The sequence below is a fragment of the Bacillus sp. UNC41MFS5 genome (genome assembly GCF_000686805.1).
In genome coordinates this window covers 1,383,699-1,408,625 of the sequence record NZ_KK366017.1, presented here as the reverse complement: position 1 = coordinate 1,408,625, position 24,927 = coordinate 1,383,699, and the positions used below count along the sequence as shown (strand labels likewise).

The following is a 24,927-nucleotide window of genomic DNA, read 5'->3' as shown; positions in this document are numbered from 1 at the left end:
TCAACTCCATCAAAGAATTGTTCATACTTAATAAGTTATTTTTTAACAATTAGTTTGTAATACCCATTAAGGATTAAAAATGCAAGGTAGTATATCGGAATTGAATACCAAATACTCCACCCATGATTTTTCTATATCCTGATTTCATTAGAACCAATTCAACTAGTGCGGACAACACTGTCCAAACCAGTGCGAAACAAGTAGATTATTCGTTTTCTTAAAGTTTAAAAAAACAACTGCAATGAATGATGGTACAAACGTGATAAGCGCCCAATCGGCCATTCCAATCTTCTTAGAAGGACCCATGTCATAAAGGTCTATAATCAATCCTACAATAATATGGCTAATCCAGGCAAAATAACCTACGGTTGGGATAATAATAATGTTAACCTTTTCGGCATAAATATCATTGTAATTATAAGTCCTACAAGTAGGGCACATATAAATACCATGTTAATTCCAACTCCTAAAGAGTGTTCATTATCCATATTGAACATATTATGTCATTTTTCACGTTAATTATTCTCTTTTACAACTTATCTTAGGGGCGGGCTCAAAGTTATGTCTATTCCTCAAACTTGTTAGACCACTATTTTAAATTTTAATTTTTCACATAATTGACATACTTGTAACGATATTGACATATATTTTATCAATCGCATAGGAAGGAGGGTGAACCAATGGATAATCGAATTTTATTATTTTTTGTTTCGATTTTGTCTGGTTTTGCACTTATTAGAGTTCCTTTAGCCGATTCATTTCTCGAAAGCATTTCCCCTGTTACTGATATCATTGGCATGCTAACTGTTCTTGTCTTCTCATGCGTCTTAATTTACAAAGGCGTAAAAGGTTTGTTCAGTAAGTAGGGATAGTATGGAAAGCACTCTTATGGGTGCTTTTCTTTTTTTGCATTTTAAAAAGAACATTCATCGCCATTTCATCTTGCCACCAGGTGATGCTTCAAAGATAGAAGCATAGCATTTATTAAAAAACTTTCATCCATCGTAGTGCTCTCTCGCTCGCTCTTCTTCCTCAAACATTTCGTCATTCTTTTTTTTAGATTGGCTGCTGTTCAATTTGTCTTGTGATTCGGTTGTTCCGTTAAATTCCTCCGAGAATTCTGTTAAAAGAGATGGTTGTTTTTTCAAAATCGGACTACCTTCTTTCAATGTATTTTCCGAACTAGACCGCTTGTAAAGTCTCATAAAATAATAAATTAAAGCATATACACCACCATTACAATACCAGCTACGAGACCTACCCCTTGCCCAGGAATAAACGGCATACATACTAGGACAATAATCATGCTAATTAATGCAATCCAAGAAGTATAAGGATACCCGCGCATTTGACGGATCCTTCGGGAGGACATCCATTTCTTTTGCGGAAGCGAATATGGCTGGCCATAATTACGGCATAAGTAAAAATTAATGCAAAGCCTCCTGTCGTAATAAGGACCAAGTAAACCCTCGGAAACAAGAGACCAAATCCGAGGCCAACGAGCATCGCAAAACCGGAAAATAATATTCCACGGTAAGGTACATCGTTCTTATCTCTTAGTATATTCGGGGCATGTCCTTCATCGCCAAGTGATCTAATCATTCTCCCAAGTCCGAATATACAAGCTAACATGGCTGAAAGAATAGCTGAAATTAACACAATATTTATCGCCCTGCCGACCCAGTTAATCCCCCATCTTTCTAAGGATGCGACCATTGGACTAATGTTTTCATTCAAAGTTGCTGTCGGAATGAGTGGTAAAAGTACTGCAGCATAAAGAATGTATAATCCTACAAGAGAAAATACCGTGTATCGAATCGCCTTAGGAATGGTATCCCTTGGATTTTCAGCCTCTGTTGCCGCAAGTCCAATGATTTCAAAACCTGCATAAGCAAAAATCACCAACAACATGCTCCCTGCAATCCCTTTTACCCCTCCAGGCATAATCGGTTCAGTCCTTAACTCACCCACACCGATGGTTGGAGTTCCTGGAAGCAACCCGAGGATTAATACGATAGCTGTGATGATAAAAAAAAATAATCGCGAATATTTTTATACCTGAAAGACCGCTTGCTAATTTACCTATCTTATCTGCACCTAATAGGTTTAATAGTGTAACACCAATGATAATCGAACTACCCAACAAACAAATGGAAACATTAGGGACCCATTCGCGGATTAAGATGGAAATGGCTGTTGCTTCACTTGACATAGATAAAACCGTTCCCGTCCAATAAAGCCAACCAACAACAAACCCTGTCCCCTCACCTAGCTCTCGAGTGGCAAACGTACTAAAGGATCCTTCCGTTGGATTTGCCACTGTCATTTCTGATAAGGCATAAAGGATGAGATAAACCAATCCGCCCGCTAAAATATAGGAGAGTAAAATGGACGGCCCTGCTGCATGAATGGCAACGGATGAACCTAGAAAGAAAGAACCGCCAATTACACTCCCTAAGGCCATCATAGTCAGTTGCCATGCAGACAACCCTTTACGCTTTTTTTCCATTGATTTTGAACTCCAATACCAGTTATTTTGTTAATTACATAAGGGTATTATTTACACGGCTTCGCAAAATGATTCTATTTGAAGTGCTGACTGTTTTCTTAGGAAATTTACCATAAACCATGATATCCTGTACTTACCATAAAAGTTAGAAATTTGGGGAGACGAAAAATGAAGACATATTCAAATTTAGATAATGTGACTAGTTACAAATCGTTTAAAGATCTGCGGAAATGGCAGAGAGAACGGAAAAAGAAAGTGAAAGACTTAACAATTAACATTGAACAATATCCTTTAAAAATGGTACGTGAAATAAAGGAAAATAAAAGTAAGACATCTTATACATGGGTGGGCCATTCCACTTTTTTGATCCAACTAAATGGAATCAATATTCTTACCGATCCTGTTTGGGCAAAACGGATGGGGTTAGAAAAAAGATTAACGGAACCTGGCATCTCGTTAGCAGACCTGCCAGAAATTGATGTGGTCGTTATTTCTCATGGCCATTACGACCATTTGGATTTCCCTACCTTAAAAAAATTAAAAGGAAACCCCCAATACTTTGTCCCTGCTGGTCTGAAGTCTCTTTTTAACAGAAAAGGCTATCCGGATGTGACTGAATTGAATTGGTGGGAAAGTGTAGAATTTGGTGGGATAACGATTCATTTTGTTCCAGCACAACATTGGACAAGAAGATCTCTTACTGATATGAATACGTCTCATTGGGGAGGATGGATTTTTCAATCGCCCCCAGAAACGCTCTACTTTGTCGGAGATACAGGATATTTTAGTGGGTTTAAACAAATAGCGGGGCGTTTTAATTCTATTGATACGGTGTTTATGCCTATAGGCGCCTTTGAACCAGAGTGGTTCATGGCCCCTGCTCATATTTCACCAGAAGACAGTGTGAAAGCCTACATTGAATTAAGGGCAAAATCCTTCGTGCCCATGCATTATGGTACGTATCGATTAGCAGATGACACCGGACCGGAAGCTTTGGAACGTCTACTCCGTGAATGGGAAAAACAGCAACTTCCTAAGGAACAATTAAAAGTTCTGCTACTTGGGGAAACGGTTATTTAACCAAATTCCAATCAAAATTTACCTGCATTTACCCTCGAATACATTCACTTAAACAGGTCACGATAAGTTTGTAAGACTTTTTAAGGGAGTGATTTTTTGTGGTGAAAAAAAGCTGGATGACTTTGGTTTTAGCAACTACCTTATTCGGTTTAACCGGCTGTGCAGATAATAAAGATAATGCAGTCAATAATAATACCAACAATTTGGGCACAAATAATGTTAGAAATAATGCAATTAATGGTGTGAATGTAAGGAATGTCTCAAACCAAAATTTACGTGTTTCTGCCCGCGCCATTAGGAACGTGGAAAGCTTAAATGCAGTAGACCAAGCAAATGTGATCATTCGCAACAATGATGCATATGTGGCTGTTCGTTTAAAGGGTACTCAAAATGGGACTCGAGCACGTGGGGGTACAACGGGGACTGGTCCAAATATGAATGCCACTTATGGAAATGGCTATAATTCCGGTACGACAGGTGCCAACGGCTCTGCCAATTTGCATGCTACAACAGGTAATCGCAACAACGCAAACATTACTGGAACCACAGGAACAACAACAAATGCACGTATTAATCGTGCCAATGATCTAACTGCACGTGGGAACGATACACTGGATCAAAAAATCATAAACCAAGTTCGTGCCGCAGATCGCAGTATCGACAATGTATATATTTCTTATGACACCAATACTTTCGGTCAAATGACTAACTATTCCAATGATATTCGAACTGGAACAAACAGAAATGGTCTGTGGAATGACTTTACTAATTCTGTAAACAGGATGTTTAGATAATGTAGAAAAAAATGCCAGAGTTTTTTTATAATTCTGGTTTCCGAAGAGAATTGGTCATCATCAACTGTATGATGACCTTTTTCTATTGATCCAAAAGAGGTTTGGCCTTCATCCTTCTTCTAATTGGAAATCACATCCTACTTTTTTTACTTGATATTCTTGATATAATAGAATATTCAAGGAGTGGATGGTATGAAAATAGTAAAGTATCTATTTGTTTTTGTATTGCTTATTGGCCTTGGTATTTCTGTGTGGATTTATTATCCGCAGTACCAAATACACCAAATGAAAAAACACGCGGTTGTGGTGAGCAAAAGCTCTAACCAAACCTCCTATCTTAATTATTATCGTAATGCCAAACTGACTCAAATTCATCATTTGGCCATTGGCGATTCTATCATTCGTGGAGTGGGTGCACCAAAGGACGAGAACTTTGTCAGTCTATTTTCTAACAAATTGGCAACACAAACTTCCAAAAAAATAGTCACACAAAACGAAGGCATCAACGGAATTACCAGTAGTGAATTAAACAGCCTCGTTCAGGAAGGCCGTTTTGATGAAGCGATCAAGCAATCCGATATTGTCACGATTAATGTGGGCGGCAATGATATTCTTCAACTGGCAAAGGGTCAAGATATTCGTTCTGTAATTCAAGACTACGACCAATTGAAGACCAACTTCTCGAAAAATCTAACAGACATTACTACGAAAATTACCATGCTTAACCCGAACGCGACGATTGTATTCTTAGAATTGTACAATCCATTATCATCTGATGACCAATTGTATCCTTTGGCCGATAAAATGCTACCGAAATGGAATCTTAATATATATGAAGCTGCTAGCAAAGTCCCAGGGTCAATAGTCATTGAGACCACAAAGGTCATCAACGGGGACCATCTGCAAAACCTTTCTCCTGATGGTGTCCATCCAAATATGGCCGGTTATACCGCCATTTCTGAGCAAATGATTGATCAATTTAAACATCAATTAAGAAAAAGTTCAGTATAAAACCGAAGGAAAACTCATTACCTTCGGTTTTTTTTGTACATTGCTTTTACTGAACACACTATTGGCCATCCCCTTTAACCATCGGGGCAATTCTATCAATTCGATTCGTCCATATTCCGCCAGTAAAGTGATCTGGAAGTCGTTTTAGATCCTCCGCTGAATCAAATCCTTCAGACCACCCTCCATCCCCTGCGACCACAATGACTCTGGTGTTAACATCATCCATGCGATTTAAGAATTTATTCGGCCAGCCCCACAACAGTGGGGCATATTTTTCAGGAAGATGTAATTGCGTATTCTCACAGGTCGATGGGATATAACCTGTCCACCCCACTCCTAAATAGGGGATCAAACAGCTTTTTAGCGTAGCCATTGACATCACTCTTAGTTCTGGAAGCTGTTTTTTTAATGCAGCAATCGGTTGATCATCCCCGTATACAGTAAGCTGATCAAGACGTTTTTCCGGTAGTTTCGATAGAAACCCAGCAAGCATCGTCCCCTCTTTTGGTTCAGCGTTTTTAATATGTATCAGGAATGGTTTATTATCGAAATGTGTCATCACTTCGTCTAGCGACGGCATTTGGCCCACTCCCTTTCCCCTAAAAGGATAAGTCATACCGTTATCAGCCGTGTATCCGTAACCAATATCCACCTTTTTTAATTCTGCCATCGTATAGTCTTTGGTTGACCCTTTCACATTTGTCCTGCACTCAAGGGTTCCGTCATGGAACACGGCAAATTTACCATCTTTTGTTGGTTTTATATCTAATTCGACAAGATCAGCCCCGGCCTCAAAGGCAGCTTTCATCGAGGGCAGCGTGTTTTCTAAGTAGGGATGCTCTGGTTTATAAATACGTTCCGCTGTACATGTATCCCACTCGATCCCTTTCATCGTAAAAGTTTGGCCAAGCCCGCGGTGTGCCAGTAAGAGCGGCTCTCCCTCTCGATCCTTCGATAATAAAGAACTATTATTAAAGAACATAAATAAAATTAATATAATCAGAAATATTCCGAGTCTTATTAATCCTTTTTTGAATTTCATTTTTTTCCTCCATTGGGATCATTAAGGTTGCCTTATTCAATCATACTGGAATGCGTGATTCCAGACAATTTTATGGAACAAAAAAACACCCCTCCACTATTCAAATGAATGTGGAAAGGTGTCCTTTCAATTATATCAGCGGTTTGCCGGCATCTGGAGATAGATTTGGATCTCCGCCACCAATGATAATCGCACTCTCTGGCTGAATATCATTATCCTCTAAGTTTGCTGTAAGATTGGTTTCGCTATTTTTATTATCTTTAATATTATTTTGAAATTCCTGTGGTACATTCTTTTTTTCTTTGTCCATGGTTACACCCCTTTTTACAGGTAGTGTTTGTAAAACCATATGGAATTATGCTAAATCCTTACTATCACTCTCTCTTTGTTCTTAAAATAAACCCATTCTTTGAACCCAATTTCCTTGAGACGGTGCTGAACTAGATCAAAATCGTCCCCTACTCGATGCGGATCATGTGAATCAGATCCAAAGGTTACCTTCACACCATAGTGTAGTGCCATTTCAAGAATATCGTCCGACGGATACCAGCCGCCAACGTCTTTGGTTTTTCCAGAGGTGTTGATTTCAATTGCAATATCATGTTCTCCTATCACCTTTAGGGTATGTTCGACTGCAGCTGTTTGAATTGATGAAAAGGCAGGATAAAACCCTTTCATGGCATCTATATGGCCAAGTATTTGAAACATACCACTTCGTGCGGATTGCTCAATCAGCGAATAGTAATTTTCTTTCGACTTGATTTTTTCTATTTCCGTCAAACCGTTCCATCGCTTTTTATTAAAAATACTTACTCCGTCCACATAGTGAACCGATCCAATGATGTAATCAAAAGGATATAGCTCAAAACAGGAGCGGTAAATCTCAACTGACTCAGGGAAGAAATCTGACTCTACTCCAAGCAGCACGTCAATTTTCTCACTATACGTTTGCTTCAATAGAAGGACTTCGTTAATGTATTCCGGAAACGCACTTTTTGCCATGGCGATGTTGGGATGGAGTTGATCCTCTTCACTGCTGAAGTATGGAGAATGATCAGCGATACCAATTACATTTAATCCTCTTTCAATTGCGGCTTCAATATAATCTCGTATTTTGCCACGTGCATGACCGCACCGATCATGATGGGTATGTAAATCAAATTTCGAATGTAATATATCCATAATTTTCACCTCAATTATTAATATGTACATTCTCTAGAAAAGATTAATACAAGCTAAAAAAAGAAAACACCTTCCATTGAAGATGTTTTCTTTTCTACCTCACTTATATATAAGTCTGATTGATTGAATTAAGAGGAACTTCACGTTTATCTCGTCTTCTTTTTTGCCTTTTAGCTTTTTCTTTTTCATAAAAATGATACACAATAAAATAAGAACAAATGCCAAGAATTAACCCAAAAATGGACATTCCTATTAACGTATGAATTCCTCCATGGAGAATACTTACAAGCGTATGAAAATCGCCATGGATTAATTTTTTTAACGAAAACGAGGAATGGTGGCCGTAATGAACCTTCATTGGAAATAGAAATTTCCCTAATGTTTTTGCAAAAGGTAACAGAATGACTGGGAGCAGTGTTAATTTTCCAATCACATTTCCAATAATCGATGCAGGTAATGAACCTTTCGCTAAACGTACAATTGGAACAAATAATATATAGATAAGCGATCCTGTTGACAGAACCAACATTTCTAAACCAAGGCCCAGTGCAAATCCTAAGGATACTTTTTTAGCTCCACCAGGAGACCTGAGTAGTTTAATTATATTTAACTTAAAAGCACGTCCAAATCGTTGAAGAAAATTATACTTTTTTGGTTTAATGCTCATGTAGGTATCTCCTTACTACGATAGATACCTTTATTATACTCTAAATCAGCCATAACTACTATTCTAATAAATTAACTTTTTAAACAAATAAAGAGTGGTTCCCATACGGAAACCACTCTACTTCATTCGTTTAGGCTTTAACCTCTTTATTTAAATATGTTGACAGTATTTCTTTGACAGAATTCCTTCCCCTATTTATTGCAGTATTATATGCTTGTTCTCTAATAAACTCTGGCAAATGTACAAGTGATTTTAATTGAGCGTAAGTCCCGCTTGGTTCGATTTCGATATCGACAATATTATAGCTCCACTCGATCTCTGCAGGAATATGAATCGCATTGATTCCCAGTTCAAGCGCCGGTTTGATGTCCGTCTTGAGTGAATTCCCAATCATCCAAGTACTCTTTTTATCTGTGTTGATTTTATTTAGAATCTGCTGCAATGCAACTGTGTTCTTATGTTCAAAAATAAAGATTCTGTCCTCAAAGTAATCCGTTAAGCCCAATTGGGTAATTTTTCTCCTTTGATTTGCCTCATCCCCTCCTGTAAATAATAATAATTGATGTCCATCAGCTTGTAAGGTATCAAGGATATCATACATATATGGAAACGGTTTTACCTTTCTTTGAAAAACACTTTGACCAATTTTTTCAATTTGATTAATTTCAGACCCCTTCAGTCTCCTTCCAAATCTTAGGCAAAAATACCGATAGGTTGCCACCAAGGATTGCGTATATAGGGAAGAATGCAAGCCTTTTATTTCAACGCCTTTTATGTCAATTTCAGATTGCTTTTCGAGGATTTCTTGCTTTGATACCGATGTAAACCATTTCTTCATCACATTTGCAAATCTGTTTCTCGATTCTACAAAATATTTATTGCAATGAATTAAGGTGTCATCTAAATCCAATATTAAGGTTTGTTGATTCATGAACCAATTCCCCCTTTAATAATGGTGTAAACTAAGTATATGGGTTTAAATCATTTTCATGATAATATGAGCCTTTCCCATTTAAAGTTGGTGCATTTGTATTATAGGACTTTTTAATCGTGGAATTAATAATTTAAATATAATAGTAGCACTAAACAAAGTCAGTGCCTTAAAAGACAAAAATCCAAATTTATGTAGTATAATAAGAAAATTATAGCTAACAGGAGTAGAGATCATTGGAAAAACAAAATAGCAAGTATCGATGGGTCGTTTTTGTGTCAGTTTTATTAACGTATTTACTAATTGTGAGTCAACGAACGGCTCCTGGATTGATTTCCGACCAATTAATGAAAGATTTTAACATTACCGCCTCTACGATTGGATTATTGGCAAGTATTCAATTCTTTGCGTATGCTGGTTTACAAATTCCCATAGGGATCTTGGCCGATCGATTTGGTCCTAACTTCTTTCTAGTTATAGGGGCGTTGCTTACAGGGATAGGTACGTTAATTTATAGTACGGCCTCACAAGAAGTCGTATTTCTTTTGGCTAGATTATTGGTAGGTATGGGTGATGCGGCGATATGGGTTAATTTAGTATTGATCCTTAGTCAGTGGTTTAAAGTAAGAGAATTTGTTGGATTACTAGGTATCGCGGGAATGGCAGGTAGTTTTGGCTTTTTACTAGCAACCGTTCCGCTTTCGACATGGATTACGGTTTCCGGCTGGCGTGTACCTTTTTTTACAACAGGAATTTTATTAGTTCTTTGTAGCGTCCTTCTTTATATCGTACTCATAAAAAAACCTAAGAAAATGACGTGGAAAAGTACTGCTAGTAATAAACCCAAAAAACCACGTGAAAATACGCTGATTTTGTTACGCCGGATTTTTACCACACGTCAAGCATGGGCCGCATTCTTTTGTCACTTTGGTGCTGTAGGTACGTATGTAGGATTTATTGGTTCGTGGGCTGTCCCATATGGGATGCATGTTTATGGGTTGTCTCGTTCAGATTCAAGTCAGCTGATTATGATCGGTCTTGTCGGAGCAATTATTGGTGCTCCTTTAACTAGCTGGATTTCCAGCCGCTTCGACTCTATTAAACGAATCTACATTGTTGTTCACTGCATTGTAGCTTTATCCTGGGTGTCATTCTTAATCATGAACGGAAAGCCGCCAATCCTGATGCTTACGATTATTTTCTTTGTTATTGGGTATGGAAATGGTGCGAGTGCCTTAACCTTTGCGATTGTCAGAAAATCCTTTGATATCAAAGAGGTCGGAGTGGTTTCTGGTTTTGCCAACATGGGTGGATTTTTAAGCGCTGTGCTTTTACCTAGCATTTTCGGGAAAGTTTTAGACCATTTCCATTCATCTGCAAGTAGCGTCGGCTACCATTATGGTTTTATGATCCCTGTACTTTTCTCCATTCTAGGGTTATTCGGTGGATTAATTATCATTGAAAAACGTAAAGAAGTCGTTCACCAGACACAAGTAAATTAACGAACGAAAAAAACTAGGAAACAGAACGTGAGTTTCCTAGTTTTTTTCGTTCATTCGATTGTATAATCCATGACCCATTCGGTGTTAGGCAAATAGTTAATCAGGAAATGACGACCTTCCACATTGTTTTTGATCGGATACCGTGGATTTGGAGAAATGATTAGTCGTTTGTTATTGATAATAACCATAATTGTCCCTTGGATTTCACCCTTTGTAGAAAGTTTCTCGTAAACAATTTTTGAAGGAATTCCCTCTATTTTCGCATAATTCTTCTTCAGGTACGCAGGTGAATCGGCCCAGTAGGAAGAAGCGCTATACAAGGCTGCAGCTCCAATTCCAAGGATACCAATCCGATAGGCCCAGGGAATTGATGAGCCGATATAGGGTAATTTCTGCACTCTATTGAAACCCTTCCAGTCATTCTTTACTTTTAAACTAAATAATAAAAATGATAACCCGGCACCAGTTAATCCAATCGCGCAGAACGGGAAGTTATTTGTATAGATTCCAAGTGGAACGAATAAAAAGAAGGTAATACCGAGTCCTAATATAAGTGGTGCTTTCATATATTACTCTCCTTTTAAGAATGTATTGGATAAATTTTCTCCTTTATTATGTGTAAATCCATCCTAAATTACTTAAGTTTAGATAAAATTTCCACATCATGATAAAATTATGTCAAGGACAGGAATAATTAAACAATTAATATAGACAGAAGGGTTTTCTTTGATGAATTTTACTACTGACGATAAAAGGGTTCGATTTTGTGTTACATTGGTAACCGCATTAATCGGAGGGTTTTTGTTCTCCAGAATCCATTCACCGATTCCTTGGCTGCTTGGACCAATGTCCGCCGTATTAATTGGCTCTCGTTTCGGAAAAGTTCAGTTTTACTGGCCAAGGATGATTCGAGATACCGGCTTAGTGATGGTTGGATATTCCATCGGACTCTCGTTTACAAAAGAAGCACTGTTGGAAATCGTGGCAAAACTGCCTTCTATGTTGCTGATGACGGTATTGCTCGTTTGTTGTTGTGCTGGAATCGCTTTCGTCGTATCCAAACTGTCTGGGGTCGATTATCCAACCGTCTTGATTGGCAGTATTCCTGGCGGGCTTTCCCAAATGATAATTTTTGCAGAAGAATTAAAAAGTATTAACATAACGACGGTTACGTTTCTTCAAGTTGCTCGATTGATTATGATTATTTTCTTTGTTCCCTTTCTTATCTTTGGACCGCTTTTTAAAAATTCATCCGACACAGTGTCTGACTTGGTTACTGGTGGTGCTGTCTCCCATGTACCTCTTTTTCCAAACATTATTTGGTTTGGGTTAATTTGTGTGGTTTGTGCATTGCTTGCTAGAAAACTTCACTTTCCTACCCCGAATTTATTAGGGCCAATAATAGGAACAGCTATTTTCAATTTAATTGGGTCACATGGGCCAGCGTTACCTCCATCCTTGTTGGATGCCTCCCAATTTTTTATTGGAGCTTATATTGGGCTATTATTAAAACCCGAGAAACTCGAACATAAAACAAAAATTATTTCGCTAGCACTCATCAGTGGGATGGTTATGATCCTTGTCTCCATTGGGTTAAGTATGCTGCTCGTTAGTTTTTACCATATTAGCCATTCCACCAGTTTTTTAGCCTTAGCTCCTGGGGGCATGGATCAGATGGGAATTCTCGCGCATGCCATCCATGCCGATTTATCCATGGTGACGGGCTTTCAAATCTTTCGCCTCCTTTTTATTTACTTTGTCGTTCCTCCAATTCTTAGATGGATTTTTAAAGTCGGGATGGGAAAGACGGTAAACACTCCTTAAATTTCTTGTTTCAATTATTTGTATTTTATTGATTACAAGTAGTTAAACTATGAGAAAAACGGAGATATAAAAATGGAACATAAAATAGCCATCATTACAGATATTCATGGGAATTATTCAGCTTTAAAAGCTGTTTTGGATGATATTGATAAGGACAAAACGACGGAGCATATTTATTGTTTAGGGGATTTGATTGGGATTGGGTATGAAACAAACGAGGTTCTTCGGCTCTTAACTTCACGTACTGATATTTCTTTTGTCATGGGAAACCACGATGAAGCCATTTTGGATATCATTGCTGGTAGAGAACCCTATAGCAGAGGTAAGGAGAAAGTCCATCATCAATGGATTGCAGCTCATATTGACCGGGGGTTTATTCCTTTTTTAGATGAGATCCCAGTGACACTAGATGCGGTTTACAATGATAAGAGATTGTTTTTTGTTCATTACCATTTAAGTGACCAACATGTGTTTATCCCATTAGATAAAGAACCAACCGAAGCGAAGCTTGATGAACATTACCGAACATCTACTGCCGATATCATTTGTTTTGGACACCATCACGTGATTCACCACTTTAAATCCAATGGGCGACTATATCTCAATCCAAGCTCCTTGGGCTGCAACTATCAATCATTTGCAGTCTATGCTGTGCTAACAATTGGTGATCAAGGAGAAGTTTCCGTTGCTTTTAGAGAAGTGCCTTATGACAATAAGGAGTTTTTATTGGGTTTTAAAAGACTAAATGTCCCTGATGGAGATTATATTTTGAAGGGCTTTTTTGGAAATCAGCATTTGAAGTATATGTAATATTGAGTCTCCCTTTCATATTTGCACTCAAAAAATGAAAATGACCTATTCATTATGAATGGGTCATTTTTTGATGGTTTATTACCTTTTACGAATGGCCAATACGAGAGCCCCTAATGATAACAAGACAGAAACAACCGATAAAATGAGTGGAAGAGAATTAGAGGTTTTAGAGTCTGGTGTTTCAGCTGCCACAGTTTTGGTTTCTTCCTTTGTCGTTTCTTCCTTTTTAGCATTATCAGCGTGCTGATCAGTTGAAGTTCCTACAACAATGTCTGTGATGGAATGAGGGCTATCTGAGTCTTCGTCCCCTGTCCATTCTACGATACTGCCATCCTTATAATATTGAAAAGCATCCCAAGCGGCTTTCGTTGCATTTTCAGGGTTTTTTCCAACAAAGGTAAATTGTTGGAATTGACCTGCTAAGATCCCTTCCCCTGTTGCTTCGAATGTAATTGATTTTACTATGCCCTTCTCATCTTTTTCATCAGAATATTTCCAACCAGGGACAGGCTGATAGGACTTAATTTCAACTCCAGCAGGTGCTTTTAACGTGAATTTGGTTGTAGCTACATCCTTTTCAACTGGAACTTTGACCGTATACGTTTCCCACGCACCAGTTGTTGAAGTTTTCGGCACTACTGTTACATGGGCACTTGCCACACTTGAAAATAAAAACAAACCTAATAATGCTGGTAAAGTTACTTTAGAGACCTTTTTCATTATACGTTTCATTTAGATTGCTCCTCTTTGTTTATTTATTATTACATCCACATCCACTTTGACCATTCATTCTTATTTGTATTTCTAATATAGCTTCTTCGAATCGAAGAACAATTCCGCCAAAGCCTTTTTGAAATTGCTCTGCATGTTTTAATGAATCAAATGCTAATACTTGGGGCTGGCAGCAATTCAAATTAAAATCGGAATCCAATAAGAAGTAAGCCATTTTAGCACTAATGGTCGTATCTTGAAGAAAGTCACGGCAAATGATTTGTGAAACATCTTTTTCTATGTCCTTATATCGTAATAAACCACAATGAGGACAACATAGTTGTTCTACCCTTAACTCATGTGTAATAATTTGAACAGGATGGCGGCTGTTTGATTCCTTCAAGCAATATGTACATGCTGTTGATGATACATTTGTAACTTGTGCTATTGAGATTCCTCCTGAAGTTTTAATGATCTTTTTTTCTTCAATTAAAGGCTTAATATCTCGATAAACGGTCATTTCAGAAACCTGTAAACGATTGCTAATCTCTGTTATCGAAAGAGTGCCTTCTTGATTTAACCAGGTAAATAGTTGCTGTCGACGTTCAATAGGTAACATACTTGCACCTCCTTCAGGGTAAAACTTCATCTCTATAAATAGATTAAAGTGCTATTAATACATTTACAATGTATTAATGTGAACAATATGTGAATTTTCAACAGCGAATTCACAATTTCTCACAAAAAGTAACATGTTAATAATTGTATGAAGGTCCAGTTGGATTTATTTCAGTTGCACGGTAAAAAATACCTATAAATATCAACAGGAAAACGATTGCATTCCGACATAGGTCTAAAGACTAGAGGAAGATAGAAGGATTTACTTTCCCTGCTTATCTCTTAAAATACATAGAAGGAGGTTGAGATCAAATGTTTAAAAGAGTAATCATCCTTTCGGTGCTCTCATCAATATTATTAGCTTTAGTATTAGTACGAAATCATACTTCAGCTCCTGTTAATGAATCAATATCAAATAAACAAGTTTCATCTAAATTCACTACAGTAGAATATAAGATTACTAAAATTAAAGGGAATCAATATTACGGAAAAAGTGACGACGGTACAGACATAATTTTTTCTTCTAAGAACATACTTTCAGGTGATAAGATACAAATTCATGATGTCGTTATATGTTATTTCGATAAGAATAATTTAGGCAACGGGTTAGTCAAAGTCGAAAAGAAATAAATAGTATCTACATATTAATTATAGAAAGGGTAATTAGTTTGAAAGAATATACGGTATGCTATACATTTGATAATGAAATAATTATCGAAAAATTTTTTAAAGAAGCTAATGTCAAAAAAGAAGATGTTGAACAAGAAGTAGTTGAAAAGCTGAATCAAAACAAATACTTTATCGTGAAAAATGATCAAGGGACTTTTAAAATTGATTCATCTTTAGTACGTTTTGTAAGAATAATAGATGTGAAGATATTGGTCTAAAAAAAAGTTTCACCTGCCTGCGATGGCAGATGAAACTTATTAAAGACATTACATATACTCATTTCCATATCTGAAAAATCATATCTACATCTCAAAAAAATTATCTCTCTCAACACGGCAAACTCTAAGGGAAAAGCTTTTGTACCAATCTGATTTCCCCTTTTCTTGTGCTACTTTGTGAGCGGCATTTTCCTTCCATTCTTTAATGGATTCTAAAGTATCCCAATAGGAAACTGTAATTCCTAACTGCTCATCCCTCGCACTTTCCACACCTAAGAAACCCTTTTGCATGGCGGCTAACTCCACCATTTTGTCCGCCATTTTTCCATATCCTTTGTCACCTTCTGTTCGTTGTGATGCAAAAATCACTGCGTAGTAAGGTGGTTCAGGTGTTTTCGCAATCCCACTCAAATTCTCGTCCCCCTCTGCGTTTATTCTAATTGAATTACAAAAGCTTTGCCAAATAGTATTCATCCACAAATTCACCGTCAATGTATAACGAATGCCGTTTGGTTCCTTCAATCTCAAATCCCATTTTATTATATAGCCGTATCCCTGCTTCGTCCGTTTGATATGGGCAGCAGTTTTCAAATTTTTATTATTAGTAATGTGCTCTTCATCTAACTCATATATTTTATATGAGCTTTTTTTATGTATCACATACCAAAAGAAATAGGTGAGACTAACATGTATGCTGTTCATTTTATCGAAAACAATAATGTTTTATTAACTCAGCTGCTTCAACGTGTTCCAACTGAAGGTGAAGAGTTAAAAATTAAAGGTCGTAAAGCTAAGGTATCGAGTGTTAAAAATGTTGATGAACTACATGTCCATGTTCAAGTTACCATAGAGGTCGTTAATAAAAAAAGTACATTTGTTGTCGATAATTCCAAAAAGAAAAAGCGATAAACGTGAAAAAGAACGTACATGTTAGATTTGATCTAATATGTGCGTTCTTTTTATGTCCGTTTTTTTAAGTATGGACATCCATGTGTTTTTAATTTCAATTGCGTAAATATTCGTCAATCCTGCCTAAATTCAGATGAAATATACCCTTAAAAACATGCTTTGCATAAGCTATATAGAATTTATTATAAAGTAGGTGAAATGAATGACTCACGGTCATGGTCAATCACAATCTCAATTTATGCCTTGGGAGCAGTGGCATCATCAACATCCTCAAGGTTCATGGCAGCAATGGCATCATCAGCACCCTTATATGCCTTGGCAGCAGTGGCATCACCACTATCCTCATGGTACTCATCATCAATGGCAGCAACAGCATCCTTGGGTGCCTTGGGAGCAGTGGCATCATCAACATCCACATGGTACATGGCAGCAATGGCACCAAATGTACCCGCACCGAGAGAAGTAATATTATACAGTACCATTGAGAGGTGAATTGTTCACCTCTTTTTTTATTGTAATGTGTAAATAATGCGATTCTAAGATCAAAAATAACATTTCCCTTTATAATTATTATTTATTTTTTTAAAATTCAAATAAATAGTAGTCAAATTAAATTACGTGTTATACAATATAAACATAATAAACATTCTGTTACATAACAGTTGAGCCGAATTAAAAAAATGGAGAAAAGAGGTAAATGGAATGAACAAAACGGATTCAATTGCACGTAGAATTCTAGGTTGGAAGTTAAATCGATGGGATCGGTGGTATGATTATGAAAAGGGTACATTCATTCACGAATCAGACTTTCAACCTGAGCATAATCTTGACCATGCCATGCTCATTGTTGAAAGATTAAAGGATTATGGCTATACATTTACATCTAATGGAGAATCTGAGGCTAGCTTCAATGATATCCGTGCCACTGGCAAAACCCTTTCACAAGCCATTACGAATGCTGCCTACTCCATCATAGAAAATAATGTAGAAGATCGATCTACTATTTGGTCCCAATTATGCTAAATGATAAAAAAGGAGTTGATTACCTACTAATGGCAGGTAACCAACTCCTTTTTCTATTTATTTTATTAATTCAGTACCATATGAGTTATCAATTGCACAAAGCCATTCTCCTTGAGAATTTTTCTTAAATACATAGGTTGCCTTTCGATCCATTGAATATTCCGAATCATCTCTATCAGCTACAAGAAACGTCTGGGAAACCACTAACGCCGTATCCCCAGCTTCTAAAATAACCATTTCCCCTTGTGTGGGAACGATACTGTTATTGAAGTAATTTGCAATGGCTATAAATGCTTGTTTGATTTCCGATTTTCCTCGTGCAATCATATCGGGTTTAACAACCAAAATGGCATCATCCGTATAGTAATTCATCAGCGTATCAAAATCTTCTTGTTTGATGGCAAGGTCACATTTTTTGATTACCTCTTTCAATTCGTGTTCCATTATCGATTCCTCCCAACCAACTTATATTTCCTTTGTCATAAATACGCTATTGGGGTCCTCGGTATAATCCGAAAACGGATGACAATAGCGGAACCCGAAGCTTGCATACAGTCTTCTTGCAGGTTCGAAAGCATCCATTGAACCCGTTTCTAAACTTAGTCTGTTGTAGCCACGCTGTTTTGCTTCTTCAATAATATGTTGGAGCATACGTTTAGCTACTCCTTTTCTTAATTGTGAGGATGAGGTTCGCATCGATTTGATCTCCCCATGTTGATTATCAAGTTCTTTCAAAGCCCCGCATCCAAGTAATTCCTTTCCTTCCCATGCACTCCAAAAAGTAATCTCTGGTTTTTGCAATTGATCAAGATTTAGGGCATGGATACTTTCTGGCGGTGAATTTTGTTTCATATTGTGAAGATGTTCACCTATCAATTTTGCAACATCTGTTCCGGTTAAATCATCGATTTTTATTTCCAAACAACATCCCACCTTAGGACCTTTTATTGGAAAATATTAACCTATTAACTGGATTTTTGCTAGTCTATTTTCCTTTTCACACCAAAAAAGCTGCCAATGGCAGCTTTCTTAAACGAAATATACTGTGTAAAAGCCTAATACTATTTGAAAGTGGTTTCTGCATTTACAATAAACCACACATCTCCTACACCCTGCCCTGTTACATCCCCTTTTGCTTTATCTTTGATCCAGTAATAAAGTGGATATCCTTTGTACGTCACCTGTTCGGCTCCATTATCTTCTCGCTTAATTGTACCAAAATCACTTTTGTTAAAACCATCTGGAACATCGAAATCTGTGGCAGTAAACGCCGGCCAGTTGACTAAACAATCTCCACTACACACACTCTTCCCAATTTGATCTTTTGTAAAATAGTACAACGCCATTCCTTTTGAATCCGCTAAGTATTTTCCTACTTTTTCATCCTCTAATAATTGTAAACTATCATTTGTACTCCCTTTGTCAATAGTGGATGTGTCACTTTTTGGTTTATCCTCTTTTGTAGCTTCCTTTTTCCCATTACTGCAGGCAGCTAGCAAAAAGAGTAAAAAGAAGACGGAAAAGAAATATGCATACTTTTTCATTTAAATTCCTCCTCAAATATGGTTGTTTACATTAAAGGAAACGGACAATGTTTTAAAACGGTTTGATGAAAAAAATTTTTTTGTCCTTTTCAATACCAATCCTCACCGTAATACAACAAAATGAGGTCCTCTTGGATTTTTGAGATATAAATAAGATGTCTTGTCCTTAATCGAGTAAACAGCAAAAGTAAAATAAGCGGAGAGTTTCCGCTTATGCAAAGCAAAATCTCCTATTTTCACGTTTTTCGAGTTATTAGGCGGAATCTCTCCGTCTATTTAAGCCTTTTTTAATAATAATTACGAATTAGGCGGAATTTTTCCGTCTATTTATCAGCTTAGGTGCTTAACCTAATCCCCCAACCGAAAAGTACGCACCCTCTTGATCCTTGATAAATAAAAAAAATGACGTATGCCAATTCATACGTCAATTCTTGTGTCTTTTAATAAGAAAGCACCCGAAAGCGGAAGTCTTTAATTTAAAGTTGGGAAATTTAATGTTTCTGAGGTTCATCTCAAGAAAACTTATTGTGGATAAAGAATCTCATCAATGATCCCATATTCTTTCGCTTCCTCGGCACTCATAAAATAATCTCGATCCGTATCCTTTGCTACTTTTTCAAGCGGTTGGCCGGTTCGTTCTGAAATAATTTGATTGATGTGCTCTCTGAGCTTTAAAATTCTTCTTGCGGAAATTTCGATTTCCGTTGCCTGCCCTTTTGCCCCTCCGAGAGGCTGATGGATCATAATTTCACTATTTGGCAAAGCATAACGTTTTCCCTTTTTCCCTGCAAGGAGTAGCATCGCCCCGAATGAGGCCGCCATCCCTGTACAAATCGTTCTCACATCTGGCTTAATGTATTGCATGGTGTCAAAGATGGCAAAACCCGCAGTGGTTAAACCTCCTGGACTATTGATATAGAGTGAAATTTCTTTCTCTGGTGCGTCTGCTGCTAAAAATAACAATTGGGCCACGACACTATTGGCCGTATGTTCATTTATCTCATCACCAATGATGATAATTCGGTCCTTTAACAGTCTTGAGTAAATGTCATAGGAGCGTTCCCCACGATTAGATTGTTCAATTACATATGGAATGGTACTCATTCCAATCCCTCCTTGAAAGCGATTTGGCTAGGCAGCCATACAGAGAGTGCTTGAAGGAGTGAAAGTTGGTTTGGTACGTATTTTATCTGAAACAAGTTTAGGGGCTTCACTATTCGTTGATCGCGAACGAATCGATTGAATGAGGATGGTTGGATCTTGGTTTTTCAATGCTTCATAAAATAGGTCTGAGAGCAGTTTCCTTTCTTCCTCATTCCAAAACCATTCAACCGAATGAAGCGACCCCTCTTCGTTTGCTTTTTCCAGCCGCTTTTTGGCGCGATGAAGATTGGCCTTCACTGCCATTTCTGTTGAGTTCAAAATTAAGGCGATTTCTTTTAAATGATATTGAAAGCCCTCTTTTAACAAAAAGATGATAGCCTGGTTGGGTGTGAAGTTTTTCAGGAGTTGATCAACCGTTTCCCTTGTCTCATCCAGTTTATGAATGAAAGCATCATTGGCAAAATCAAGATCCGCTTCCACGGTTTCATTCTTTCTTTTTCTCAGCATATCAATCCAATGATTATAGGCAATCTTATTGAGTAAAGCTGACGACACCTTATACTGGTGGCTGTCATATTTTAAAGCCTTAATAAACGTCTCCTGAGCGATTTCGTCTCCATCCCATCGATTTCGGGTGAGAAAATGACAATATCGTTGGAGCTTTGGATAATTCTCGATCCAATAATCTTCATCAAACCTACTCTCATGTCCTAGTCCTTCTATGTTGTCAATCTTGAGTTTGTGTGACATTCATTTCACTCCTTTTGCACTCTCTACCCTTTTAACGTTTTAAGTTGGATGAAAAGATACGGGGGTAATAAATTTTCTTTTGTATACAGTTACTTTATGTTTGTGCTTTCTAATATAAACTTGACCATTTTAGAATGCAAAAGAAAATCAATAAACCAAAAAAATGTTGAAAACGTTTAACTACCTTCAAATACTAAAGAGACAGTACTATCCATTTTTAGTGTCTTATATATTTGAAAAAAATGGGGAAAAATAATGATGGACTATTTTTTTAACCCTGTTATAATCCATATATGAAACTAATTTATATTTAAAGGTGGACATTATGGCGAACACTTGTAGATATGTTGTCAACGCACTTGGAAAAGGTGGAGAAACATATTATACGCTTTGTAAAGACAAACAAGAATTACAAAATTGGATTAATACCAATCAAGAAAAACTAATTATGGAAGAATTAATGATAACGGATAAAAATCAAACTTTATTCTCTAAATTATTTAATCTAAAAAAATTATATTAATAGTTTTCAAGACGTCATTCTTCATAGAGTGGCGTCTTTTTCATTTATTGGAGGAATTTTTAGAAGATTTATCAAAAATCGCAGAGCAAAAAATAAAAAAATGTAATGGCATAGACGCCATTACATTTTTTTACTTTTCCAATTGGGCACACTACATAACCGCTTTGACGAATTTCCGTTTTTGGATGTAGATAAGTCTGATGGATAGGGCTATTCCTGCGGCGAGGAGTCCGATGGTTAATCCGAGCCAGTAACCTCTTGCTCCCAGACTTGTGTAGTGGGCAAGCAGGTATCCTGCTGGAAGACAGATTAACCAATAAGCGATTAAGGTCATAATAAAGGCTAGATTGACATCTTTATATCCTCTTAAGGCCGCTTGTGCCGTCGCCTGAATGGCATCACAAATTTGGAAAAACAGCGCAAAGATTAAGAAATTGGCGGTTAAATTAATAACCTCTGTTTCATTCGAGTAAAAACCGGCAACTTGATAGCGGAAAATCACGACAAATAATCCCGTGAAAACGGCAATCAAGATCGCTAGATAAATCCCCAACCAGCTGTATTGTTTAGCATCTTTATAACGCCGAGCCCCTACTTCATACCCAACAAGAACCGTTTGTGCCGTCGAAATACTAATTGGTATCATGTACAAAAATGAAACGATATTTAAAGCTGATTGATAGGCAGCAATGGTGGTGACATTAAACTTACTTAATAGAATCGTAACCACTGCGAACATACTTGTTTCAAAGAACGTTGAAAGCCCCATCGGCACGCCGATCTTTAGTATCTCCTTACATTTATCCCACGAAAATTCTTTGAAATCATCAAATACCGGGTACGATGAAAATGGTTCTTTAGTTCTGACGATAAACACAGTCATCACCATAATCCCCCAATAAGTTATAGATGTTGCGTAACCTGCCCCCGCACCACCAAGCTCTGGAAAGCCTAAGTTTCCAAAGATGAGCACATAGTTTAAAAAGAAATTAAATGGCAACGACAAAAGCATGATAATCATGATGACCCGAGTTTTGCCTAGTGCGTAGATAAATGATCTTAGTACATTAAAAATAAATAATGGCAGGATTCCATAGCTAAGTCCGATTAGATAATGAAAAGCCGTTTCTTGAACACCGGCATTCAAATTCATTTTATCTAAAATAGGGTCTAACAAAAAGAAGCCAAAGAGGATAACCACGAGCGCAATCAATAATGAGAGATAAATTCCATGCTTTACAACAGATGCGACTTCATGGCTCTTTTTTTCCCCAAAGCGTTGTGCGGCAATGGGTGAGACAGCAAGGAGAATTCCACTTATCCCTGTGAAAATGGGGCTCCATATGGAGGAGCCAATCGCCACTCCGGCTAACGCAGTTGAGTTATATTTTCCAGACATAATCGTATTGAAAAACACCATTGAAAACATGCCTAGCTGTGTAATTAAGATTGGAATTAACAAGATACATATTTGTTTTGTTTTTTCCTTTAAAGTAAAGGTTTGCTTCATAAATAGATTCTCCTTGAAAAATAAAAATCCGAACCTTCATTATACTCTATAATGGATGAATATTCCTCATTTAATTTGGAGAGCCATTAAAGAGTCTATATTTTAAAAACACATTCAGAATGGTCCTATTTCTTTAAATAAAATGAGGGTGGTTGTAAAAAATAAGATGGTTAAACCATAAGTTGAGGAGGACTTGTATGCCACAGGATCAACAAGCAAAAGAGAATTTGGGTTCCATTATGCAACCCGAATTTGCAGGAACGGATGTACAAAAAGTAAAACAAGAAATTCAAAAAGATGTAAGCGAAGGACAAGGTGCAATGACATCCCGAGAGGCAGGAGCAATGCGCGATTAAAAAACCACTCTAAGTGGTTTTTTCATTTCTGTATTATTCAACTGTTTCCAAAAAAGAGTAGTGACATTTTTTCTTACTTGATAAAGATAGGACCTCTATAAAGAGAGTCCTATTTCTTTACGATTTTCGATGGATTATTGACTTTGTACAAAACAGGAACATCTACTAAGAATTCTTCTTCCACATCTTTCCCTTTTCCAAGTTTCTTGGCAGCCACTTTCCCATCAAATTCAAGGGAATCACCGATAGCCAGTTCAAACTTTTTAAGTGTCTTGCTATGGCTGCACCAAGCTAGTCCGATTTCAAGAGGATTTTCCTCAGAGACGATCTGTACATTTTCAAGGACGACCACTTCATCATTTTCTTCATTAAATGGATTGTAAACGAGCGCGAACTGTTTGACGCAAGCTGTAAAATGTACCTTATCAACCGGGAGATCAAGTTTAGGAGCCTTTGCTTTCTTCGGTTTTGATTCCTTCGCTTTTGCAGGTTTCGATGCTTCTTCCTTTTTAGCAGGTTCTTCGGTGTTTAAAGGTGTATCTTCTGTCATAACCTCTGCAAGTAAATTTGCATCATCTTGAGATCCATCTTTGTCAGGCGTTTCTTTTTCATCAAAAGTTAATAAGCTTTCTTTTCCAAAGCTTGATTGCTGCATTTCTTTTAAATAAGCCGGGTGGATACATGTCAGATTTCCGTCTTGGAATTCAATCACTAAGGTGTTAATGTCCATCGCATTTCCATAAGTTTCGTAACCCTTAATGGTCACCATACGCTGATAATTTCGGTCCTTGTACCAGAACTCTTTTTTCGCTTCGCGCGCAGAGGATAGTCCCCATTCCTTCAATTTCTCCTTATAATGATCGTTGTCACGGAACGTTTCATAATCACCTTTTGGTGGAATATACTTTGTTAATTCAGATTGCTCCAATTGAGGCCGCTGGATGATCATCCTGCCACTTCCTTCCGTTATGTACTTAGATTCATTATATTTTAAAATATTACAATAAAAAAGGGAAAAGGGCTTTTCGACCTCTTCTCCCAATCTTTTTTAAGAAATTAAAAAAAGGCTCTACATGAGAGCCTTTTCCGTACATTTATGTGGTTTAGATTAAGCTTTACGTACGTTAGTAGCTTGTGGTCCACGTTGGCCTTGTTCTACTTCAAACGTAACTGATTGACCTTCGTCTAAAGATTTGAAACCTTCGCCTTGGATAGCAGAGAAGTGTACGAATACGTCGTCTCCAGCTTCGCGCTCGATGAATCCAAAACCTTTTTCTGCATTAAACCATTTAACTTTACCTTGTTCCATTTGTTGTATCCTCCTGCTGTGTGCTGTGCACACAATAAAATTACTACCCTTGTTCAAATCTTCCAGACAAAAAGCAGTTACGCCTTTTATTCCTTACCGACAAACAAAAATAATTCTCCCTTACTATAACAGATGGTCGTAAACAATGCAAATGCATACAAGGAATTTATTATTTATTTTGTAAAATATTGTAGGTAATACGCACTAGTTCTTTTTCCTCGTGGTGCCATAAATTTGAGTTTACTCTTAATTTTCATAGAAAAATCTTCCATAAAATTATTTTAATATAAGAAAAACCAGGTAAGACATGCGTACATACAACAATTTT

Annotated in this window: 32 protein-coding genes and 2 pseudogenes; 13 read left to right on the top strand and 21 right to left on the bottom strand. The window is 37.2% G+C overall.

Annotated elements, in window-relative coordinates:
- Window positions 1-680: 680 nt before the first annotated feature.
- On the top strand, window positions 681-866 hold the full coding sequence (locus BR30_RS0123185; RefSeq protein WP_026567085.1) for a hypothetical protein: 186 nt from the start codon (window positions 681-683) through the stop codon (window positions 864-866).
- Window positions 867-995: 129 nt separating this feature from the next.
- Here BR30_RS0123185 and BR30_RS38140 read toward each other — a convergent pair whose 3' ends face one another.
- The gene (locus BR30_RS38140; RefSeq protein WP_231507775.1) at window positions 996-1,148 is read right to left on the bottom strand and encodes a hypothetical protein; all 153 of its coding nucleotides are present in this window, start codon (window positions 1,146-1,148) and stop codon (window positions 996-998) included.
- Between the two features lie 166 nt (window positions 1,149-1,314).
- Window positions 1,315-2,428: pseudogene (locus BR30_RS38735) on the bottom strand (amino acid permease); the annotation flags it as partial.
- 249 nt (window positions 2,429-2,677) lie between these two features.
- Between BR30_RS38735 and BR30_RS0123175 the strand changes: the two are divergent.
- From BR30_RS0123175 to BR30_RS0123165, 3 genes are all read left to right on the top strand, one after another.
- Window positions 2,678-3,589 (top strand): MBL fold metallo-hydrolase, encoded by a 912-nt coding sequence (locus tag BR30_RS0123175; protein WP_035445822.1) that lies wholly within the window; start codon window positions 2,678-2,680, stop codon window positions 3,587-3,589.
- A gap of 98 nt (window positions 3,590-3,687) precedes the next feature.
- Window positions 3,688-4,383, top strand: coding sequence for a YhcN/YlaJ family sporulation lipoprotein (locus tag BR30_RS35400; protein WP_026567083.1), 696 nt, complete (start codon window positions 3,688-3,690; stop codon window positions 4,381-4,383).
- A gap of 192 nt (window positions 4,384-4,575) precedes the next feature.
- Window positions 4,576-5,394, top strand: coding sequence for a GDSL-type esterase/lipase family protein (locus tag BR30_RS0123165; protein ID WP_026567082.1), 819 nt, complete (start codon window positions 4,576-4,578; stop codon window positions 5,392-5,394).
- Window positions 5,395-5,452: 58 nt separating this feature from the next.
- On the opposite strand, the gene BR30_RS0123160 is transcribed toward BR30_RS0123165, so the two are convergent.
- The 5 genes from BR30_RS0123160 to BR30_RS34345 all read right to left on the bottom strand — a co-directional run bounded on the left by BR30_RS0123160 (window position 5,453) and on the right by BR30_RS34345 (window position 9,216).
- Window positions 5,453-6,436, bottom strand: coding sequence for a glycerophosphodiester phosphodiesterase family protein (locus tag BR30_RS0123160; RefSeq protein WP_026567081.1), 984 nt, complete (start codon window positions 6,434-6,436; stop codon window positions 5,453-5,455).
- Window positions 6,437-6,566: 130 nt separating this feature from the next.
- Complete coding sequence (locus BR30_RS0123155) at window positions 6,567-6,746, bottom strand: hypothetical protein (RefSeq protein ID WP_026567080.1); 180 nt, start codon at window positions 6,744-6,746, stop codon at window positions 6,567-6,569.
- A 50-nt stretch (window positions 6,747-6,796) separates the two neighbouring features.
- Window positions 6,797-7,618 carry a histidinol-phosphatase gene (locus BR30_RS0123150; RefSeq protein WP_035445821.1) on the bottom strand — a complete coding sequence of 274 codons (822 nt, stop codon included), beginning with the start codon at window positions 7,616-7,618 and terminating at the stop codon, window positions 6,797-6,799.
- A gap of 103 nt (window positions 7,619-7,721) precedes the next feature.
- On the bottom strand, window positions 7,722-8,285 hold the full coding sequence (locus BR30_RS0123145; RefSeq protein WP_026567078.1) for a DUF2062 domain-containing protein: 564 nt from the start codon (window positions 8,283-8,285) through the stop codon (window positions 7,722-7,724).
- A 130-nt stretch (window positions 8,286-8,415) separates the two neighbouring features.
- Window positions 8,416-9,216, bottom strand: a complete 801-nt coding sequence (locus BR30_RS34345) for an HAD family hydrolase (RefSeq protein WP_081825547.1) — start codon at window positions 9,214-9,216, stop codon at window positions 8,416-8,418.
- A gap of 236 nt (window positions 9,217-9,452) precedes the next feature.
- On the opposite strand from BR30_RS34345, the gene BR30_RS0123135 reads away from it, so the two are divergent.
- A complete protein-coding gene (locus BR30_RS0123135; protein ID WP_026567077.1) occupies window positions 9,453-10,718 on the top strand; it encodes an MFS transporter in 1,266 nt (421 codons plus the stop codon).
- 50 nt (window positions 10,719-10,768) lie between these two features.
- Here the strand turns inward: BR30_RS0123135 and BR30_RS0123130 are convergent, their stop codons facing one another.
- On the bottom strand, window positions 10,769-11,284 hold the full coding sequence (locus tag BR30_RS0123130) for a hypothetical protein (RefSeq protein ID WP_026567076.1): 516 nt from the start codon (window positions 11,282-11,284) through the stop codon (window positions 10,769-10,771).
- 163 nt (window positions 11,285-11,447) lie between these two features.
- Here BR30_RS0123130 and BR30_RS0123125 point away from each other — a divergent pair, with 163 nt between their 5' ends.
- On the top strand, window positions 11,448-12,542 hold the full coding sequence (locus tag BR30_RS0123125; protein WP_026567075.1) for an AbrB family transcriptional regulator: 1,095 nt from the start codon (window positions 11,448-11,450) through the stop codon (window positions 12,540-12,542).
- Between the two features lie 72 nt (window positions 12,543-12,614).
- Window positions 12,615-13,352: a metallophosphoesterase family protein gene (locus BR30_RS0123120; protein WP_026567074.1), complete on the top strand. Its 738-nt coding sequence runs from the start codon at window positions 12,615-12,617 to the stop codon at window positions 13,350-13,352.
- A gap of 81 nt (window positions 13,353-13,433) precedes the next feature.
- Here BR30_RS0123120 and BR30_RS0123115 read toward each other — a convergent pair whose 3' ends face one another.
- Together BR30_RS0123115 and BR30_RS0123110 are read right to left on the bottom strand one after the other, a co-directional pair.
- The gene (locus BR30_RS0123115) at window positions 13,434-14,087 is read right to left on the bottom strand and encodes a YcnI family copper-binding membrane protein (RefSeq protein WP_026567073.1); all 654 of its coding nucleotides are present in this window, start codon (window positions 14,085-14,087) and stop codon (window positions 13,434-13,436) included.
- A 19-nt stretch (window positions 14,088-14,106) separates the two neighbouring features.
- Complete coding sequence (locus tag BR30_RS0123110) at window positions 14,107-14,685, bottom strand: DeoR family transcriptional regulator (RefSeq protein WP_026567072.1); 579 nt, start codon at window positions 14,683-14,685, stop codon at window positions 14,107-14,109.
- Window positions 14,686-14,996: 311 nt separating this feature from the next.
- Here BR30_RS0123110 and BR30_RS0123105 point away from each other — a divergent pair, with 311 nt between their 5' ends.
- Together BR30_RS0123105 and BR30_RS0123100 are read left to right on the top strand one after the other, a co-directional pair.
- On the top strand, window positions 14,997-15,314 hold the full coding sequence (locus BR30_RS0123105; RefSeq protein WP_026567071.1) for a hypothetical protein: 318 nt from the start codon (window positions 14,997-14,999) through the stop codon (window positions 15,312-15,314).
- A 38-nt stretch (window positions 15,315-15,352) separates the two neighbouring features.
- The gene (locus BR30_RS0123100; protein WP_026567070.1) at window positions 15,353-15,571 is read left to right on the top strand and encodes a hypothetical protein; all 219 of its coding nucleotides are present in this window, start codon (window positions 15,353-15,355) and stop codon (window positions 15,569-15,571) included.
- 84 nt (window positions 15,572-15,655) lie between these two features.
- Here the strand turns inward: BR30_RS0123100 and BR30_RS0123095 are convergent, their stop codons facing one another.
- Entirely contained in the window at window positions 15,656-15,982 is a 327-nt protein-coding gene (locus BR30_RS0123095) for an antibiotic biosynthesis monooxygenase family protein (protein WP_026567069.1), read from the bottom strand.
- 34 nt (window positions 15,983-16,016) lie between these two features.
- Window positions 16,017-16,136 (bottom strand): annotated as a pseudogene (locus BR30_RS38135) (GNAT family N-acetyltransferase); the annotation flags it as partial.
- A 122-nt stretch (window positions 16,137-16,258) separates the two neighbouring features.
- On the opposite strand from BR30_RS38135, the gene BR30_RS0123090 reads away from it, so the two are divergent.
- A complete protein-coding gene (locus BR30_RS0123090; protein WP_026567068.1) occupies window positions 16,259-16,480 on the top strand; it encodes a hypothetical protein in 222 nt (73 codons plus the stop codon).
- Window positions 16,481-16,716: 236 nt separating this feature from the next.
- On the opposite strand, the gene BR30_RS36900 is transcribed toward BR30_RS0123090, so the two are convergent.
- On the bottom strand, window positions 16,717-16,962 hold the full coding sequence (locus BR30_RS36900; protein WP_026567067.1) for a hypothetical protein: 246 nt from the start codon (window positions 16,960-16,962) through the stop codon (window positions 16,717-16,719).
- 220 nt (window positions 16,963-17,182) lie between these two features.
- On the opposite strand from BR30_RS36900, the gene BR30_RS0123080 reads away from it, so the two are divergent.
- Window positions 17,183-17,503 (top strand): BC1872 family protein, encoded by a 321-nt coding sequence (locus tag BR30_RS0123080; RefSeq protein ID WP_026567066.1) that lies wholly within the window; start codon window positions 17,183-17,185, stop codon window positions 17,501-17,503.
- Between the two features lie 57 nt (window positions 17,504-17,560).
- Here the strand turns inward: BR30_RS0123080 and BR30_RS0123075 are convergent, their stop codons facing one another.
- From BR30_RS0123075 to BR30_RS0123055, 5 genes are all read right to left on the bottom strand, one after another.
- Window positions 17,561-17,947 carry a YybH family protein gene (locus BR30_RS0123075; RefSeq protein ID WP_026567065.1) on the bottom strand — a complete coding sequence of 129 codons (387 nt, stop codon included), beginning with the start codon at window positions 17,945-17,947 and terminating at the stop codon, window positions 17,561-17,563.
- 21 nt (window positions 17,948-17,968) lie between these two features.
- Window positions 17,969-18,424, bottom strand: a complete 456-nt coding sequence (locus BR30_RS0123070; protein ID WP_026567064.1) for a GNAT family N-acetyltransferase — start codon at window positions 18,422-18,424, stop codon at window positions 17,969-17,971.
- A 140-nt stretch (window positions 18,425-18,564) separates the two neighbouring features.
- Window positions 18,565-19,047 (bottom strand): COG4315 family predicted lipoprotein, encoded by a 483-nt coding sequence (locus tag BR30_RS0123065; RefSeq protein ID WP_026567063.1) that lies wholly within the window; start codon window positions 19,045-19,047, stop codon window positions 18,565-18,567.
- 522 nt (window positions 19,048-19,569) lie between these two features.
- On the bottom strand, window positions 19,570-20,151 hold the full coding sequence (clpP, locus tag BR30_RS0123060; RefSeq protein WP_026567062.1) for an ATP-dependent Clp endopeptidase proteolytic subunit ClpP: 582 nt from the start codon (window positions 20,149-20,151) through the stop codon (window positions 19,570-19,572).
- Window positions 20,152-20,178: 27 nt separating this feature from the next.
- Complete coding sequence (locus BR30_RS0123055) at window positions 20,179-20,901, bottom strand: sigma-70 family RNA polymerase sigma factor (RefSeq protein ID WP_026567061.1); 723 nt, start codon at window positions 20,899-20,901, stop codon at window positions 20,179-20,181.
- 325 nt (window positions 20,902-21,226) lie between these two features.
- On the opposite strand from BR30_RS0123055, the gene BR30_RS0123050 reads away from it, so the two are divergent.
- Entirely contained in the window at window positions 21,227-21,424 is a 198-nt protein-coding gene (locus BR30_RS0123050) for a hypothetical protein (RefSeq protein ID WP_026567060.1), read from the top strand.
- Window positions 21,425-21,575: 151 nt separating this feature from the next.
- Here BR30_RS0123050 and BR30_RS0123045 read toward each other — a convergent pair whose 3' ends face one another.
- A complete protein-coding gene (locus BR30_RS0123045) occupies window positions 21,576-22,934 on the bottom strand; it encodes an MATE family efflux transporter (protein ID WP_026567059.1) in 1,359 nt (452 codons plus the stop codon).
- 197 nt (window positions 22,935-23,131) lie between these two features.
- On the opposite strand from BR30_RS0123045, the gene BR30_RS37465 reads away from it, so the two are divergent.
- Complete coding sequence (locus BR30_RS37465; protein ID WP_197032388.1) at window positions 23,132-23,290, top strand: hypothetical protein; 159 nt, start codon at window positions 23,132-23,134, stop codon at window positions 23,288-23,290.
- A gap of 109 nt (window positions 23,291-23,399) precedes the next feature.
- Here the strand turns inward: BR30_RS37465 and BR30_RS0123035 are convergent, their stop codons facing one another.
- Window positions 23,400-24,239, bottom strand: coding sequence for a hypothetical protein (locus BR30_RS0123035; RefSeq protein WP_026567058.1), 840 nt, complete (start codon window positions 24,237-24,239; stop codon window positions 23,400-23,402).
- A gap of 159 nt (window positions 24,240-24,398) precedes the next feature.
- On the bottom strand, window positions 24,399-24,599 hold the full coding sequence (locus BR30_RS0123030; RefSeq protein WP_026567057.1) for a cold-shock protein: 201 nt from the start codon (window positions 24,597-24,599) through the stop codon (window positions 24,399-24,401).
- Between the last annotated feature and the right edge of the window lie 328 nt (window positions 24,600-24,927).

Bases quoted from the DNA above. Each gene is read 5' to 3' on its own strand.
- BR30_RS0123165 (WP_026567082.1), top strand. From the start codon at position 4,576: ATGAAAATAGTAAAGTATCTATTTGTTTTTGTATTGCTTATTGGCCTT.
- BR30_RS0123145 (WP_026567078.1), bottom strand. From the start codon at position 8,285: ATGAGCATTAAACCAAAAAAGTATAATTTTCTTCAACGATTTGGACGT.
- BR30_RS0123075 (WP_026567065.1), bottom strand. From the start codon at position 17,947: ATGGAACACGAATTGAAAGAGGTAATCAAAAAATGTGACCTTGCCATC.
- BR30_RS0123160 (WP_026567081.1), bottom strand. From the start codon at position 6,436: ATGAAATTCAAAAAAGGATTAATAAGACTCGGAATATTTCTGATTATA.
- BR30_RS37465 (WP_197032388.1), top strand. From the start codon at position 23,132: ATGCCACAGGATCAACAAGCAAAAGAGAATTTGGGTTCCATTATGCAA.
- BR30_RS0123035 (WP_026567058.1), bottom strand. From the start codon at position 24,239: ATGATCATCCAGCGGCCTCAATTGGAGCAATCTGAATTAACAAAGTAT.
- BR30_RS36900 (WP_026567067.1), bottom strand. From the start codon at position 16,962: ATGGTACTGTATAATATTACTTCTCTCGGTGCGGGTACATTTGGTGCC.
- BR30_RS0123155 (WP_026567080.1), bottom strand. From the start codon at position 6,746: ATGGACAAAGAAAAAAAGAATGTACCACAGGAATTTCAAAATAATATT.
- BR30_RS0123150 (WP_035445821.1), bottom strand. From the start codon at position 7,618: ATGGATATATTACATTCGAAATTTGATTTACATACCCATCATGATCGG.
- BR30_RS0123125 (WP_026567075.1), top strand. From the start codon at position 11,448: ATGAATTTTACTACTGACGATAAAAGGGTTCGATTTTGTGTTACATTG.
- BR30_RS0123185 (WP_026567085.1), top strand. From the start codon at position 681: ATGGATAATCGAATTTTATTATTTTTTGTTTCGATTTTGTCTGGTTTT.
- BR30_RS0123045 (WP_026567059.1), bottom strand. From the start codon at position 22,934: ATGAAGCAAACCTTTACTTTAAAGGAAAAAACAAAACAAATATGTATC.
- BR30_RS0123110 (WP_026567072.1), bottom strand. From the start codon at position 14,685: ATGTTACCTATTGAACGTCGACAGCAACTATTTACCTGGTTAAATCAA.
- BR30_RS0123065 (WP_026567063.1), bottom strand. From the start codon at position 19,047: ATGAAAAAGTATGCATATTTCTTTTCCGTCTTCTTTTTACTCTTTTTG.
- BR30_RS0123080 (WP_026567066.1), top strand. From the start codon at position 17,183: ATGAACAAAACGGATTCAATTGCACGTAGAATTCTAGGTTGGAAGTTA.
- BR30_RS0123115 (WP_026567073.1), bottom strand. From the start codon at position 14,087: ATGAAACGTATAATGAAAAAGGTCTCTAAAGTAACTTTACCAGCATTA.
- BR30_RS34345 (WP_081825547.1), bottom strand. From the start codon at position 9,216: ATGAATCAACAAACCTTAATATTGGATTTAGATGACACCTTAATTCAT.
- BR30_RS0123175 (WP_035445822.1), top strand. From the start codon at position 2,678: ATGAAGACATATTCAAATTTAGATAATGTGACTAGTTACAAATCGTTT.
- BR30_RS0123130 (WP_026567076.1), bottom strand. From the start codon at position 11,284: ATGAAAGCACCACTTATATTAGGACTCGGTATTACCTTCTTTTTATTC.
- BR30_RS0123050 (WP_026567060.1), top strand. From the start codon at position 21,227: ATGGCGAACACTTGTAGATATGTTGTCAACGCACTTGGAAAAGGTGGA.
- clpP (WP_026567062.1), bottom strand. From the start codon at position 20,151: ATGAGTACCATTCCATATGTAATTGAACAATCTAATCGTGGGGAACGC.
- BR30_RS0123030 (WP_026567057.1), bottom strand. From the start codon at position 24,599: ATGGAACAAGGTAAAGTTAAATGGTTTAATGCAGAAAAAGGTTTTGGA.
- BR30_RS0123090 (WP_026567068.1), top strand. From the start codon at position 16,259: ATGTATGCTGTTCATTTTATCGAAAACAATAATGTTTTATTAACTCAG.
- BR30_RS0123055 (WP_026567061.1), bottom strand. From the start codon at position 20,901: ATGTCACACAAACTCAAGATTGACAACATAGAAGGACTAGGACATGAG.
- BR30_RS0123120 (WP_026567074.1), top strand. From the start codon at position 12,615: ATGGAACATAAAATAGCCATCATTACAGATATTCATGGGAATTATTCA.
- BR30_RS0123105 (WP_026567071.1), top strand. From the start codon at position 14,997: ATGTTTAAAAGAGTAATCATCCTTTCGGTGCTCTCATCAATATTATTA.